The sequence below is a fragment of the Paraburkholderia sp. PAMB 6770 genome (assembly GCF_057748135.1).
The window spans coordinates 2585662-2600108 of record NZ_CM173239.1 but is presented as its reverse complement, the minus strand read 5'-3'; the positions used below and the strand labels follow the sequence as shown (position 1 = coordinate 2600108).

Below are 14447 nucleotides of genomic sequence, written 5' to 3'. Positions count from 1 at the left end.
CTTGTGATCGCACGCGGCAACGGTAAATATCAGGCAGGCAACAGCGAGTGTTGCACGCGTTTTCCTCATGCCTTGTAGTCCAGCGCGGTGCCCTTCACGCTTTGCGCGATGCGTGTAATGGCGTGAAGCGTGAAGCGTCGGGTCGCATCCAGCTTGTAGGCCCCTTCGTGATCAACGCCAGCGAAGGCTGCACAGGCTCGGACCCGGTGGGCAGGCGCACGGCCCGAACGCACCGGCACCGTACCATCGCCATGTTCGTCGGCATCACGCAGGACGAACCTGGCGAACGAGGCTTTTCCATCGAGCATCGTCTTGACCAGTTGACCGCCGGTCGCAGGGTCATCGCTGCCGCGTGTTCCAAGCAGGTCGGTCATCGACGGAACGCCACCGCGCAGCAGCGGTGGCGTCTGCTGCATCCACGTAACGTTGCCGTATGCCTTGTGCTTTTCATCGTCACCGTAAAAGGCATAGGTGTTGGCGTGATACTTGCCACTGATATCGTCGTGGAATGGCTGAACGTCGTCTAGTATTAAGTCCGCAAACGTCTTCCAATCCTGATCGATGGTTTTCTTGGCTGGATCGAGCGGATTGAGCAGGTTGTCATCGCAGAGCCCCCACCATGTACCGCGCACGGTATAGATTTGGCTGTACGGATCGACTTTATTGTCCTTATCGGGCTGAGGCAGCGTGACGAACCGCTCACCATCCCGGATCCGCAGCCAGCCCATGCCGTAATCGCGGCCCGGCAATAACTGCAGGGGCCCAGGCGCACTGCCAACCACGGCGGTCATGGCTGCGGCGGTCGGCCCCAGCGCCAGCCCGGCTACGCCTTCGGTCCCGGTCTTCATCCGTTTGTAGGTCGCCGCTGCACCCGTGGCGGGCATCACGCCGTGCACGATGCCCAATACCTTGTCGCGCAGCCCCATGACTTCCGAGTAGTAGCGGGCTACCAGCCCGCCCATCGAGTGGGTGACCAGGATGACCCTGTCGCAGCGGTAGTTGAACTGCTTGCGGTACCAGGCAGTGATTTCATCGATCCGAGTCGCCAGGCGGGCTGAGCTTCCCCTGAATTTTCGCCTTCCAGCAGGTCGTGTATAAACTCGACCCAAAGGAAGGAAAGAAGAAATGTTCAAGGTACCGCACCAGGTGTACACGGCAGAGTTCAAGGAAGCTGCCGTGCAACGAGTCAAGGACGGGCAAGGCGTGAGCGCCGTGGCCCGCGAATTGGGTATGTCGACGCAGACGCTGCGCAACTGGCTCAAGGCGTCCGAAGCCGGCAAGCTGAACGGCGCCGGGGCGAAGGTCGTCACGGCAGAACAGATGGAGCTCTCGCGCCTTCGAGCGGAGAACAAGCGCTTGCAGATGGAGCTGGAAATCGCAAAAAAAGCGGCGGCGTTCTTCGCGAAGGACCTCCTGTGAAGTACGCCTGGATTGACACGCAGTGCCGGCACTATCCGCTGTCGGCGTTGTGCGAGGTCCTTGATGTCAGCGTGAACGGCTATCGCGCCTGGAAGCGCGGCGGCACGCCCGAGCGTCAGCGGCTGACCGATGCGCAGTTGCTCACGTTGATTCGGACGATTCACGCTCAGTACAAGGGCGCCTACGGCTCGCCGCGCATGACTGAGGAGGTTCGCGCTCGCGGCTTTCCAGCCAGCAAAGCACGGGTGGAGCGGCTGATGAGCAACAACGGTATTCGAGCCCGCCACAAGCGCCGTTATCGGGTGACAACCGATTCTCGACACAAACTGCCGGTCGCGCCGAACGTGTTGAACCGCAACTTCACGCCGGCCGAGCCCAATCAGGTGTTCACGTCGGACATCACGTACATCTGGACGGACGAAGGCTGGCTGTATTTGGCCGTCACGCTGGACCTGTTCAACCGGGAAGTCGTGGGCTGGTCCGTCAAGCCGCGCATGACGGCGGACCTTGTGACCGATGCACTGACGATGGCATGGTTCCGCCGCCGGCCCGCGCCCGGCGTGCTGCATCACTCGGACAGAGGCAGTCAATACGCGAGTCAAGAATTCCAGCGCAAGCTGAACTCGTACGGCATGCGCTGCTCGATGAGCCGCAAAGGCAGTTGCTGGGATAACGCGCCGACAGAAAGCTTCTTCAACAGCCTGAAGAACGAGCGGGTACACGGCACGAGGTATCGCACGCATCGCGAAGCCGTGGCGGACTTGTTCGAATACATTGAAGTGTTTTATAACCGCAGTCGTCGTCATTCATCACTCGGCTTCGTGTCGCCAACCCAGTTCATGCAAAACTGGCTTGCGGCTCAGCGAACAAAGGAAACGGCTGCATAACCCGGGGCCTCTGGAAGGCGAAAAACCGAGGGAACCTCAGTCCAGCAAACGATGGTTTGATGGACGCTGACGGTCCTGACGCCCGTCAGGTCGCGAAGCCGCATAAAAAACGTCCGGAATCGGCGTCCTTCTTTCAATGTCCGACTATAGTAAATTTTTATCTCAAAACTGGAATTCGTATATTGATTGGCTACGCACGGGTTTCGACCGACGACCAGCATCTCGACCTGCAACGTGACGCGCTCACGAAGGTCGGCTGCGAACGTGTCTTCGAGGACACCGCGAGCGGGGCAAAGGCCGAGCGCACCGGTCTGACCGCATTGCTCGCCATGTTGCGACCGGGTGATACCGTGGTGATCTGGCGCCTGGATCGGCTGGGGCGCCTGCTGAAGGATCTCATCTATCTGGTTGAACGGCTGGATACCGCCGGCGTCGGCCTGCGCAGCCTTCAGGAAAGCATCGATACGGCGTCGATCGGCGGCGGCCTCGTGTTTCATCTGTTTGGCGCGCTGGCTGAGTTCGAACGCAACCTGATCCGCGAGCGTACCCAGGCCGGCCTGTCGGCCGCCCGCGCCCGCGGGAGCAAGGGTGGGCGCAAGAAGCGGCTCGATCCGGAGCGGGAGCGCCTGGCCCTTCAGCTTTATCACGAGCGACGGCACACCGTTGCGGAGATCTGCCGGCTCATGGGCATTGGCAAGTCCACGCTCTATAGCTATCTGACCGAGGCGGAACGCAATGCCCAGCGGGCGGCGTAAGTCGATTCCGCCCGACTCCCTGATTTGCGGTGACGCCGTTCGTGCTGCTGCGTGCGTTTGTGCGCGAGGCGGGGCTCTGTCCGCACGCGTTCCAGCAGCAGGAGCGCGTGCGCCATGCGGTGCCGCTGCTGCGCGAAGGCCGGCCTATTGCCGAGGTGAGCACGCTCACGGGCTTCTTTGACCAGTCCCATTTCACGTGCGTTTTCAAGCAGCAGACTGGCGTGACGCCAAGGAGGTATCAGGCGGCGTTTTCGTGACCGGGTTCGCCGCCCCGTCGGCGGCGCTGACCCTCGACGCGGCGGCGGCGCATGTCGGGCTGAGTCGCCGCACCTTCACCCGGCTGTTTCGCGAGCAATTGGGGACGAGTTTCGTCTCGTGGCGCGAGCAGGCGTGCGTGCTTGCCGCCATCGCACGGTTTGCGCAGGGTGAATCGGTCACGCGCGTCGCCTATGACCTGGGCTATGGCAGTTCGACCGCGTTTTCCAGCATATTCAAGCGAGTCGCGGGCGTTGCACCGCATCGGTACCGGCCGTAAACGTCCGCGGGATGCGCGCGGTACGGCGCCGCGCAATCACCGAATGCGTCCGCCCTTGCTCCATTCGCACCGCGCCTACCGCCCGATTCGGCGTGCCGCTCTGCGCTAACGCCCCTTCCCGCGCCCCCCCGCGCGCGGCACGCCCGCGCTGCGCGATGCGTCCTTGCCCGCGCTGCGCGCGCCGGTCCGCGCATCGAGCGCTTCCAGCCATGACAGCGCATCCACGTATGCAAGAAACTGCTTCAGATAGCCCGGCGACATCGCGCGCATCAGCGTCAGCGAACGATGCACGAGGCTGCTCGAATTGAGCGGGCCGGCCTGGCTTGGCACCTGGTCGAGCGCGTCGCGCAGTTGCGTGCGTGCACTCACGCTCGACCAGACTTCGCGGAAGTAGTCGAGCAGCGGCGGCTCCGTCGAGCCGGCGTCGCGGTCCTGCCCGCGGGCGGCGGCGAGGCGGTCGAGCAGCGTGTGCAGCGCATGCAGCGAATCGTGCGGCGCGACGACGTGCGTGGCCGCGTGCGCCGGCATCCCGGCGTCGTGCGCCGGCATCGCGGCGTCGCGTGCGGGCACCACGGCGTCGTGTGCGGGCACCGCAGCGTCGTGCGCCGGCACCGCAGCGTCGTGCGCCGGCACCGCAGCATCGCGCGCCGGCAGAGCGTCCAGCATGCGCGCGTAGTCTTGCATCAGCGCGGCGATGCGCGTGTCGAGCAGCGCGCGCGCTTCGCCACGATGCGCGGCGGCGCGCCGCTCCAGCGCGTCGATGAAGCCGAAGCGCAGCGGATCGGCCCGGTCGGCGCCGCTTGCGCGCCAGCGTTCGAGTTGCGCCCGGGCGGACGAAGCGGCCTCAGTCACGGTGCGCGCCGGTGACGGGTGTGCGCTTCGGCACCGCCGCGATCTCGACGCGCCGGTTGCGCGCGCGGCCCGCGTCGTCGGCGTTCGAGCTGACCGGCTGTTCGGAGCCGAACGCCGCGGCGAACACCGACGAAGCCGGGATGCCTTCGTCGATGAACGCACGTGTCACGGTCAGCGCGCGTTCGGCCGACAGTTCCCAGTTGTCCGCGAAGCCGTGGTTGCCGGCGCGCACCTGCCGGTCGTCGGCGAAGCCGCTGACCATCAGCATTTCGTCGCGCGACTTCAGATAGACCGACAGCGGGCCCGCGAGGCTCTGCAGCAGCGCGCGCCCGGCCGGCTGCAACTGGTCCGAGTTCGGCGCGAACAGCACGTTGCCGCTGATGCCGATGCGCCCGTCGACGAGCGTCACGCGTCCCGCCGCGAGCGGCGCGGCGAGCGCGTGTTCGAGCGCCGCGCGCCGTTGCGCTTCCTGACGCTGCGCGGCAAGCGCGTGATCGAGCCGCGCCGACAGCGCAAGCTGCGCGCCGATCACGCCGACAAGCATCAGCACGAACACGCCCAGCAGCACCGACATCAGGTCGCCGAAGGCCGCCCAGACCGGCGTGCCCGGCTCGACGCCGGTGTCGATTTCGTCGCTCATGCGGGCTGTGCTCCGTCGATGGTGCGCGTCTCGGCAAGCTGTTGCAGTTCCTCGATGATCTGCTGCTGCGCGCGCAGGCTCAGGTCGACCACGTCGCGGGCCTGCGCGACGTAGTACGCGAGCTGCTCGTCGCCGCGCGCGGCGGACTTGTCGAGTGCCGCCTCGATGTGCTGCAGCTGCGCCACGAGCGCATCGTTCGACGCGCCGAACCGCTGCACCGCCGCGCCGAACGTGTCGCCGAGGCTTGCCACCTCGGCCGCGCCGCTCGCGACCTGGGCCGATACGGAGGCGAGACGGTCGGCTTCGCGTTCGAGCTGCGCGCTGAACTGGCTGCCGGCCCGCGACAGCAGATCGGCCGACGTCGTGACGAGTGCGTCGATCGCGGTGCGCTGCTCGGTCGACGCATGATTGAGCGCGCCGAGCAGCGTCTCGACGTTCTGCAGCAGACGGCTGCGCTCTTCGAGCATCGCGGCGTCGCGCGCCATGCTGTCCGACAGCCTGGCGCGCAGCTCGCCGATGGCCTCGGCCGCGGCCTGCGGGGCCTGCGCTGCGGCGTGCACGAGCCGTTCGATCTCGGCGATCGTGTCGCGCGCCTGCGCCTGCGTGTGGACGCCGATGTCCTGCGCGGTGCGCGCGAGCGCGTCGCAGATGTCCTGCTGGCGCCGCGCCGTTTGCACGCCCACGGCTTCCCATTGCTCGCGCAGCGCCGCAGCGATCGCATCGAGCGCGCCGTGCCACGCGGCGAGCCGCTCGTCGTCGCGCGCGGCGAGTTCCGCGCGCAGGCGCGCATGGGCGTCGTCGAGCGTGTGCACCAGCGCATCGGCGTGCTGCGCGAAGGTTGCCGCCGCGCTGTTCAAGGCGCGCTCGTGGCGACCGGACAGCGCGGCGTGCGCGCTTTCCTGCGCGGCGAGCGCGTCGCGCCACGCTTGCGCGACGTGCCCGGTCGCGCTATCGAGGCGCGTCGCGACGCGTGCGAGCCATTCGCCCGAGCGCTCGTCGAAGCGCGTGCTGAACTGTTCGAGCGTGCCGTGCAGATGCTGCGCGCGCGCTTCGTCGACGCGCTGCTGCGCCTGCTGCGCGTCGTGCCAGATGCCGGCCAGTTTCGCGGTGCTCGCGTCGAATCCGCTCGCGAGGCTGTCCAGTTGCCGCTGCACCGCGTGCGATACGCTGTCGTGCAGCGCGGCGGTCTGGCGTTCGAGATGCGCCATCGTCGTTTCGACGAGCGGGGTCAGCGCGGCGCCCGCCGCGCGCGCGCTGGCTGCGGCGCTGTCTTGCAGCGTCTGGCCGAGCGATGCCGCGAGTTGCGCATACGCGGTGCGCGTGCTGTCGATGAACGTTTGCTGGCTCGCGATCTGCTGCGCGTGCGATGCGTCGCTGCGCTGCGCGATGGTCTGCATCAGCGTCTGCAAACCGTCGATCAGCGTGGGCATCAGCGCGCTTTGCTGCTGCATCAGCGCGAAGTGATCGTCCTGGCGCTGCGCGCGCGAGTAGCGCCTGAGCGCGGTCGCGCGCGCCGTGTCGAGTTGCCGCGTGGCCTCGATCCGTGCGCGCCCGCACAACGCGGACATCAGCCCGAGCGCCGCCGAGGTCGATACGCCCGCAATCGACGTGCCGAACGCGAACCCGAGACCCCGGACCGGCGCCGCGAGCGCGCTGCGGATCGCATCGAGATCGGCCGCGCTCGCGAGCGCCGCGCCCGTGCCGCGCAGCGTGACGACCATGCCGAGCAGCGTGCCGAGCATCCCGAGCAGCACCAGCAGGCCCACCAGATAGGGCGTGAGCGCGGGCGCGGGCAGTGCGGCGCGGCCTTCCTCGATGCGCAGGCGGACCGCGCCGCGCAGGCTCGCCGGCAGTCGCCCGAGCCAGTCGTCCAGCTGCGCGGGCGCGGCGGGGAGCGTGGCGAGCGCGTGCACGAGCGCGGCGTTCGCCGCGCGGTAGCGCCACAGTTCGAGCGCGCCCGCGACGTAGCAGGCGCCGATCAGCAGCGTGACGGCGCTGGCGGCCGGGTTCGCGACCGCGTAGCCGGCGGCGACCCAGCAGACGGCCGCTAGGCCGGCGAGAAACACGAAAAACACGAGAAACACGAGAAACACGAAGCGGTCGAGACGAAGCATGCGAAGTCCGGGCATAACGTTCTGGTTAGCGGGTGCGAAGTGCGGCAAGCAGCCCTTCGACCGGTTGAAACCGAACCTCCAGTTCGGCGAGCAAAACGCTCTGCATATCCTGGCGAAACACGTCCAGCCATGCGGCGGCCAGCGGTGGCGCGGCGTCGCCGGCCGGTTGCCGGCCGGTCTCGCGCAAGTGTTCGAAGTGCGCCGCGAGCAGCGCCGGCACACCGGCGAGCAGGCTGCGCTCGCGCTCGCCGAGCGTGCGTTCGAGCGCGGCGTCCAGCAGCGCGAGCCGCGCGAGGCCGGAGTCGCGCGCGGCAAGCACCGCGCGCAGACGGCTGCGCAGCGCGGCGATCTGCGTTTCCATGGCCTGCTGCATCGCGAGGTAGTGCTGGCGAAACAGCGCATAGTCGGCTTCGCCGTCATCCGGCAGCGCTGCGCCGCGGGTGTCGCGTGCAGCGCGCGCGTGACGCATGTCGCGTATGTCGCGCGCATGGCGGCCGGCGTCGCGGCGCTCGCCTGCTATCGCTGCGGCAAGCGCCGCGCGCACGCGCGCGCACTCGCGGGCGTCGTCATGGTCGAGCGCGCCGCCGCACTGTCCGCCGGGCGGTGCGCCGTTGAGCGCCGCCGACAGCGCAAGGGCGTCGGTCCATCCGAACCAGCCGCTCAGGCGGTCCGACAGCGATTGCGCCGGCTCTGCGACGTCGGTGCCGGCCACGCGGGCGAGCAGGCGAATCAGCGCCGGCGCGCAGGGCGCCGTTCGCGAAGGGGCTTGCACCATACCACAAGAGTCGAAAAAGGCAGCAGTTTACACGGCCGCGCGTCGCGCGCGGCGAAACGCACAGCCGGCGGGGCGCGCGCGATAATGCACGAATTCGTCCCACCGCTTTCTACACGGCCCGGTCATGAAAAAACACGTCACGCCGCTGGTGTCTCCGGTCATCGGCACGCAGCGCGAACTGGTGAGCTACCATTTCGGCCCGCAGGACAGTGCGCAAAAGATCTACATCCAGGCATCGCTGCACGCGGACGAAACCCCCGCGATGCTCACCGCCGTGCTGCTGCGCCGCCGTCTGCTCGAACTGGAGGCGCAGGGCGCGCTCGCCGCGGCCATCGTGCTGGTACCGGTCGCCAATCCGGTCAGCCTCGGCCAGAACGTGCTCGGGCAGTTCATCGGGCGTTTCGAGCTGGCGAGCGGCAAGAATTTCAACCGGCATTTCCTGCCGTTCGCCCCGGTGCTCGATGCTGCCCGCGCGCGTCTCGGCGCCGATCCGCTCGAGAACCGCCGCATCGTTCGCGCGCTGGTGCGCGATCTGCTCGCGCGGCAGACGCCGCACAGCGAGTTCGAATCGCTGCAACTCGCGCTGCTGCAGGCATCGTACGACGCGGATGTCGTGATCGACCTGCACTGTTCGCTCGAAGCGACGATGCACCTGTACACGAGCGAAGCCGCATGGCCCGCGTTCGAGCCGCTGGCCCGCTATCTCGGCGCGCACGCCTCGCTGCTCGCGACGGATTCGGGCGGCGCCTCGTTCGACGAAGCGCACAGCCTGCTGTGGTGGACGCTGCGGCACAACCTGCCCGCGCACCAGCCGCTCGGCGAGGGGACGATTGCGGTGACCGTCGAATGCCGTGGCCAGCGCGACGTGTCGTACGCGCTCGCGCAGCAGGATGCCGATGCGCTGATCGACTACCTGATCACGCGTGACGCGATTCGCGGCACGCCACGGCCGCTGCCCGCGCTGCTGGCGCCCGCGACGCCGCTCGCGGGCAGCGAGCATTTCTTCGCGCCGGTGAGCGGGATTCTCGTGCATCGCGCGAGCCTCGGCGCTGCGATCCGCGCGGGGGACCCGCTGTTCGACATCGTCGATCCGCTGACGGACGAGACCACGACGATTTGCAGCGGGACAGACGGCATCTTCTACATGCGCCGCGCGATCTGCTTCGTGAGCGCGGGCGCGCCGCTCGGACGCGTGAGCGGCACGCGCGCGCAGCACACCGGCGTGCTGCTGAGCGCCTGAGCACGCGCGCGCCGCCCCGACCCCACCGAGACCGATCCGCCGCGATGACCCGCATCGAAACCTTGCTCGATCCCACCCGCTTCGACGACGAATGGCTCGAAACGGACGGCCGGGGCGGCTTTGCGTCCGGCACGGCCGGCACCGAACGCACCCGCCGTTATCACGCGCTGCTGCTGGCCTCGGTGGACGCGGCGGGCCGCCGCGTCGTGCTCGTGAACGGCGTCGAAGCGTGGCTCGAATGCGCGGGCGCGCGCATCCCGCTGACGATGCAGCGCTACGTGCCCGATGTCGTCTACCCGGACATCCGCGCGGGCCTGCTGAGCTTCGACACGACGCCGTGGCCGACCTGGCGTTACCGCATCGCCGCCGATACGGTGCTGCGCGCCGAGGTGTTCGTCGCGAAGGCGAGCGGCGAGACCGTGCTGGGCTGGCGCGTCGAAGGCGGCGAGCCGCCGGGCGCCTGCACGCTGAACGTGCGGCCGCTACTGTCGGGCCGTGATTATCATGCGCTGCATCACGAGAACGGCGCGTTCGATTTTCGCGCGGACGTGTGCGCCGATCCGCGCCAGGTCAGCTGGCAGCCGTATCGCGCGGTGCCGGCGATTCACGCGTCCGCCAACGGCCGCTACGATCACGCGCCCGACTGGTACCGGCAGTTCTGCTATGCGCGCGAGCGCGAGCGCGGTCTCGACTTCAGCGAAGACCTCGCGACCCCGGGTGTGTTCGTATTCGACCTCGCGCAGCGCGAAGCATGGCTGATTCTGCGCAGCGGCGCACAGCACGATGCGGAGCCGGCCGACGCGCGCGCCGCCGCGCTCGCCGACGCCGAATTCGCGCGCCGCGGCGCGTTCGCGTCGCGCCTGCACCGGTCCGCGGACGCCTACCTCGCGACGCGCGGCGCGGGTCCCACGCTGATCGCGGGCTTTCCGTGGTTCACCGACTGGGGGCGCGATACGTTCATCGCGATGCGCGGGCTGCTGCTCGCGTGCGGCCGGCGTGACGCCGCCGAGGCGATCCTGCTGCGCTGGAGCCGCGCGCTGTCCGAAGGGATGCTGCCGAACCGCTTTCCCGACGACGGCGACGCGCCCGAATACAACGCGGTCGACGCGTCGCTGTGGTTCGCGGTGGCGGTGCACGACTATCTGGCTGCCGACCACGCGAGCGACGCAACGCGCGCGCGGCTGCAGCAGACCGTCGACGCGATTCTCGCCGGCTATACGCAGGGCACGCGCTACGGCATCCGCGCCGACGGCGACGGTCTGCTGCGCGCGGGCGCACCCGGCGTGCAACTGACGTGGATGGACGCGAAGGTCGGCGACTGGGTCGTCACGCCGCGCATCGGCAAGCCGGTCGAGGTGCAGGCGCTGTGGATCAACGCGCTGCGGATCGCGAGCGCGTGGAATGCGCGCTGGGCGCCGGCTGCCGCGCGCGCGGCACAGGCCTTGGCCGCACGGTTCGTCGATCCCGCGAGCGGCGCGCTGTTCGACAACGTCGACGTCGATCACGTGGCCGGCACCTTCGACCGCGCGATCCGGCCAAACCAGATCCTCGCGGTCGGCGGCCTGCCGTTCGCGCTGCTCGACGGCGCGGCGGCGCGCGCGGTGCTCGACCAGGTCGAGACGCATCTGCTCACGCCGCTCGGGCTGCGCTCGCTCGCGCCGTCGGACCCCGCGTATCGCGGCCGTTACGCGGGCGGCCCGCGCGAGCGCGATGCGGCCTATCACCAGGGCACTGTCTGGCCCTGGCTGATCGGGCCGTTCGTCGAGGCATGGCTGCGCGTGCATCGCGCGGAACCGGGCGCGCGCGCCGAGGCGCGCCGGCGTTTTCTCGAACCGCTCGTCGCGCATCTGGATCATGCCGGACTGGATCACGTGAGCGAAGTCGCCGACGGCGACGCGCCGCATACGCCCGGCGGTGCGCCGTTTCAGGCGTGGTCGCTCGGCGAGCTGCTGCGGGTCAAGCGGCTGCTCGCGCAGGGCTGAGGCGGCCGCGCGGGCGCTGCGGCGGGGTGCCGCGAGCGGCGGCGGAGCCGCGGCGCGTTGCAGGACGCGCGCGCTGCGACAGCACCGCGGCACCGCAGGACAGCAGGACAGCAGGACAGCAGGACAGCAGGACAGCAGGACAGCAGGACAGCAGGACAGCAGGACAGCAGGACAGCAGGACAGCAGGACCGCAGGACCGCAGGACCGCAGGACCGCAAGACCGCAGGACCGCAGGACCGCAGGACCGCAGGACCGCAGGACCGCAGGACCGCAGGACCGCAGGACCGCAAGACCGCAGGACCGCAAGACCGCAAGACCGCAAGACCGCAAGACCGCAAGACCGCAAGACCGCAAGACCGCAGCACCGCAGCACCGCAGCACCGCAGCACCGCAGCACCGCAGCACCGCAGCACCGCAGCCGCATCCCTGCGGCAGGCAAAACGCGCTAGCATGAGAGTCCCGCCGCCAGGCTTACTGCAAGAGGTCGCGCCATGCCGCCGCTGCGTGCCGCCAATCTGCTCGCCACTGTCGAAGGCAGCCGCCTGCATTCGGGCGAGGCCGCCCGCTGGCAACGCTGGGGGCCGTACCTGAGCGAGCGGCAGTGGGGCACCGTGCGCGAGGACTACAGCGCGAACGGCACCGCGTGGGACTACTTTCCGCACGATCACGCGCGCAGCCGCGCGTATCGCTGGGGCGAGGACGGCATTGCCGGCTTCGGCGACGAGATGCTCGACTGGTGCGTGTCGCTGGCGCTGTGGAACCGGCGCGACCCGATCCTGAAGGAGCGCCTGTTCGGCCTCACGAACGCGGAAGGCAATCACGGCGAGGACGTCAAGGAGCTGTATTTTTACCTCGACGGCACGCCCACGCATTCGTACATGCGCATGCTGTACAAGTACCCGCAGGCCGCGTTTCCGTATGCGGACCTCGTCGACGAAAACCGGCGGCGCGGCACCGACATGCCCGAGTACGAGATCCTCGACACCGGCGTGTTCGACGACGAGCGCTATTTCGACGTGCAGGTCGAATATGCGAAGCACACGCCCGAAGACATCGTGATGCGCGTGACGATCGAGAATCGCGCGAACGAACCGGCCTCGCTCGACGTGCTGCCGCAGATCTGGGCGCGCAACAGCTGGTCGTGGAAAGGTGGCACGTCGCGCGCGCGGCTCACGAAACAGCGCGTGCAAGGCGAAACGCGAGTCGTCGGGCGGCATTATCGTCACGACGGCATCGTCGTGACCGCGTGGACGCCCGACGGCCCGGCGCCGCGCTGGCTCTTCTGCGAAAACGACACGAACGTGCAGCGCCTGTTCGGCGCGGCGGCGGACGGCCCGTTCAAGGACGGCTTCAACGACTACCTGGTGCAGGGCAAGCGCGACGCGGTGCGCGACGACGCCGGCAGCAAGGCGGGCGCGCTCGTGCCGCTCGAATTCGCGCCGCACGCGCGCAAGGTGATCTATCTGCGCTGGCGTCCGGACGCGATGCCCGACGAAGTGCCGCTCGATGCCGATGCACTGTTCGCGCGCCGCCTCGCGGAAGCCGACGCGTTCTACGCCGCGCTGCAGCACGACATGCCCGACCCCGACGCGCGGCTCGTGCAGCGCCAGGCGCTCGCCGGCATGCTGTGGTCCAAGCAGTACTACCAGTACGACGTGCAGCGCTGGCTCGACGGCGATCCGGCCCAGCCCGCGCCGCCCGCGAGCCGCCGGCGCGGCCGCAATACGGACTGGCGGCATCTGTGCAATGCGGACATCGTATCGATGCCCGACAAGTGGGAATACCCGTGGTACGCGTCATGGGACCTCGCGTTTCATGCGGCGGCGCTCGCGCTGATCGATCCCGCGTTTGCGAAACATCAGTTGCTGCTGCTCGTGAAGGACCGCTACCAGCATCCGAACGGGCAATTGCCGGCCTACGAGTGGGCGCTCGGCGACGCGAATCCGCCGGTGCACGCGTGGGCCGCGTGGCGCGTCTACGAGATCGACCGCGCGCTCAACGGCACCGGCGACCGCGCCTTTCTCGAACGCATGTTCCACAAGCTGCTGCTGAATTTCTCGTGGTGGGTCAACCGCAAGGACGCCGACGGACACAACATTTTCCAGGGCGGCTTTCTCGGTCTCGACAACGTCGGCATCTTCGACCGCTCGGCGCCGCTGCCGACCGGCGGGCGGCTCGACCAGGCGGACGGCACCGCGTGGATGGCCGCGTATGCGCTCGACCTGATGCGCATGGCGCTGGAGCTCGCCTACGAGAACCACGTGTTCGTCGATATCGGCGTGAAATTCTTCGAGCACTTCCTGTACATCGCCGAGGCGGTCAGTTGCGACGACGGCTGCGATACGGGCCTGTGGGACAGCGTCGATGCGTTCTTCTACGACAAGCTGCGCCTGCCCGACGGCAGCAGCGAACCGCTGCGGATGCGCTCGATCGTCGGCCTGATTCCGCTGTTCGCGGTGCACGTGCTCGAAGAGCGTCTGCACGGCGGATTGCCGGGCCTGCGCGAGCGCCTCGTCTGGTTTCTCGAACATCGGCCCGATCTCGCGCGGCTCGTGTCGCGCTGGAACGAGCCGGGCAAGGGCAATACGCTGCTGCTGTCGCTGCTGCGCGGCCACCGGATGAAGGCGCTGTTGCGGCGCGTGCTCGACGAAGCGGAGTTTTTGTCGGACTACGGCGTGCGCGCGCTGTCGCGCGTGCACCGCGACGAGCCGTTCGTGTTTCGTCATGCCGGCGACCGGTTCTGTGTGAAATATTTGCCGGCCGAATCCGATTCGCGCGTGTTCGGCGGTAATTCCAACTGGCGCGGCCCCGTCTGGATGCCGGTCAATTACCTGCTGATCGAGTCGCTGTACGAGTTCCACCGCTACTACGGCGACGATTTCCGCGTCGAGTATCCGACCGGGTCGGGCCGCACCTGCTCGCTGAGCGAAGTCGCCGACCAGCTCGCGCAGCGCACCACGCGGCTCTTTTTGCTGAACCGCGCGGGCGAGCGTCCAGTGATGGCGGCGTATCCGCTGCTGCAGGCTGATCCGCGTTCGCGCGACCTCGTGCTGTTCCACGAGTACTTTCATGGCGATAACGGGCGCGGCGTGGGCGCATCGCACCAGACGGGCTGGAGCGGGCTCGTCGCGCTGCTGTTGCAGCCGCGCGTGAGCGCGCCGGCGGGCAGCATCCCCGCGCCGGCCACCGGCGAAGCGGAGCTGGCCGCGACGAAGTAGCGCCGGGACGCCCGGGCCCGGGTCTTGCGT

Annotated in this window: 12 protein-coding genes; 7 read left to right on the top strand and 5 right to left on the bottom strand. The window is 68.6% G+C overall.

What is annotated here, in order from left to right:
• Nucleotides 1-65 precede the first annotated feature (65 nt).
• On the bottom strand, nt 66-1133 hold the full coding sequence (locus AC3AP7_RS29145; RefSeq protein ID WP_487363760.1) for an esterase/lipase family protein: 1068 nt from the start codon (nt 1131-1133) through the stop codon (nt 66-68).
• Here AC3AP7_RS29145 and AC3AP7_RS29140 point away from each other — a divergent pair.
• The 4 genes from AC3AP7_RS29140 (at nt 1126) to AC3AP7_RS29125 (ending at nt 3596) form a co-directional block, all read left to right on the top strand.
• A protein-coding gene (locus tag AC3AP7_RS29140; protein WP_475764380.1) for an IS3 family transposase occupies nt 1126-2306 on the top strand; the annotation gives its coding sequence in 2 pieces (ribosomal slippage) (nt 1126-1378 and nt 1378-2306; 1182 coding nt in all). The genes AC3AP7_RS29145 and AC3AP7_RS29140 overlap by 8 nt on opposite strands.
• A gap of 179 nt (nt 2307-2485) precedes the next feature.
• Nucleotides 2486-3061: a recombinase family protein gene (locus AC3AP7_RS29135; RefSeq protein WP_487365052.1), complete on the top strand. Its 576-nt coding sequence runs from the start codon at nt 2486-2488 to the stop codon at nt 3059-3061.
• A 29-nt stretch (nt 3062-3090) separates the two neighbouring features.
• Nucleotides 3091-3318, top strand: a complete 228-nt coding sequence (locus tag AC3AP7_RS29130) for a helix-turn-helix transcriptional regulator (RefSeq protein ID WP_487363759.1) — start codon at nt 3091-3093, stop codon at nt 3316-3318.
• Nucleotides 3315-3596, top strand: a complete 282-nt coding sequence (locus AC3AP7_RS29125; RefSeq protein WP_487363758.1) for a helix-turn-helix transcriptional regulator — start codon at nt 3315-3317, stop codon at nt 3594-3596. The genes AC3AP7_RS29130 and AC3AP7_RS29125 overlap by 4 nt, the downstream gene beginning before the upstream one ends.
• A gap of 105 nt (nt 3597-3701) precedes the next feature.
• On the opposite strand, the gene AC3AP7_RS29120 is transcribed toward AC3AP7_RS29125, so the two are convergent.
• From AC3AP7_RS29120 to AC3AP7_RS29105, 4 genes are read right to left on the bottom strand one after another with little or no spacing between them, the layout of a single operon-like run.
• Complete coding sequence (locus tag AC3AP7_RS29120; protein ID WP_487363757.1) at nt 3702-4448, bottom strand: DUF2894 domain-containing protein; 747 nt, start codon at nt 4446-4448, stop codon at nt 3702-3704.
• Entirely contained in the window at nt 4441-5088 is a 648-nt protein-coding gene (locus tag AC3AP7_RS29115) for an OmpA family protein (protein WP_487363756.1), read from the bottom strand. The genes AC3AP7_RS29120 and AC3AP7_RS29115 overlap by 8 nt, the downstream gene beginning before the upstream one ends.
• A complete protein-coding gene (locus tag AC3AP7_RS29110) occupies nt 5085-7202 on the bottom strand; it encodes a DUF802 domain-containing protein (RefSeq protein WP_487363755.1) in 2118 nt (705 codons plus the stop codon). The genes AC3AP7_RS29115 and AC3AP7_RS29110 overlap by 4 nt, the downstream gene beginning before the upstream one ends.
• 25 nt (nt 7203-7227) lie before the next feature.
• Nucleotides 7228-7977, bottom strand: a complete 750-nt coding sequence (locus AC3AP7_RS29105) for a DUF3348 domain-containing protein (protein WP_487363754.1) — start codon at nt 7975-7977, stop codon at nt 7228-7230.
• 124 nt (nt 7978-8101) lie between these two features.
• Here AC3AP7_RS29105 and AC3AP7_RS29100 point away from each other — a divergent pair, with 124 nt between their 5' ends.
• The 3 genes from AC3AP7_RS29100 (at nt 8102) to AC3AP7_RS29090 (ending at nt 14417) form a co-directional block, all read left to right on the top strand.
• Nucleotides 8102-9217, top strand: coding sequence for a succinylglutamate desuccinylase/aspartoacylase family protein (locus AC3AP7_RS29100; RefSeq protein WP_487363753.1), 1116 nt, complete (start codon nt 8102-8104; stop codon nt 9215-9217).
• 44 nt (nt 9218-9261) lie between these two features.
• Nucleotides 9262-11199: an amylo-alpha-1,6-glucosidase gene (locus AC3AP7_RS29095; RefSeq protein ID WP_487363752.1), complete on the top strand. Its 1938-nt coding sequence runs from the start codon at nt 9262-9264 to the stop codon at nt 11197-11199.
• A 491-nt stretch (nt 11200-11690) separates the two neighbouring features.
• Entirely contained in the window at nt 11691-14417 is a 2727-nt protein-coding gene (locus tag AC3AP7_RS29090; protein WP_487363751.1) for an MGH1-like glycoside hydrolase domain-containing protein, read from the top strand.
• Nucleotides 14418-14447: the final 30 nt, after the last annotated feature.

Coding starts and splice junctions, on each gene's coding strand:
- AC3AP7_RS29105 (WP_487363754.1), bottom strand. CDS start 7,977: ATGGTGCAAGCCCCTTCGCGAACGGCGCCCTGCGCGCCGGCGCTGATT.
- AC3AP7_RS29110 (WP_487363755.1), bottom strand. CDS start 7,202: ATGCTTCGTCTCGACCGCTTCGTGTTTCTCGTGTTTCTCGTGTTTTTC.
- AC3AP7_RS29100 (WP_487363753.1), top strand. CDS start 8,102: ATGAAAAAACACGTCACGCCGCTGGTGTCTCCGGTCATCGGCACGCAG.
- AC3AP7_RS29095 (WP_487363752.1), top strand. CDS start 9,262: ATGACCCGCATCGAAACCTTGCTCGATCCCACCCGCTTCGACGACGAA.
- AC3AP7_RS29115 (WP_487363756.1), bottom strand. CDS start 5,088: ATGAGCGACGAAATCGACACCGGCGTCGAGCCGGGCACGCCGGTCTGG.
- AC3AP7_RS29090 (WP_487363751.1), top strand. CDS start 11,691: ATGCCGCCGCTGCGTGCCGCCAATCTGCTCGCCACTGTCGAAGGCAGC.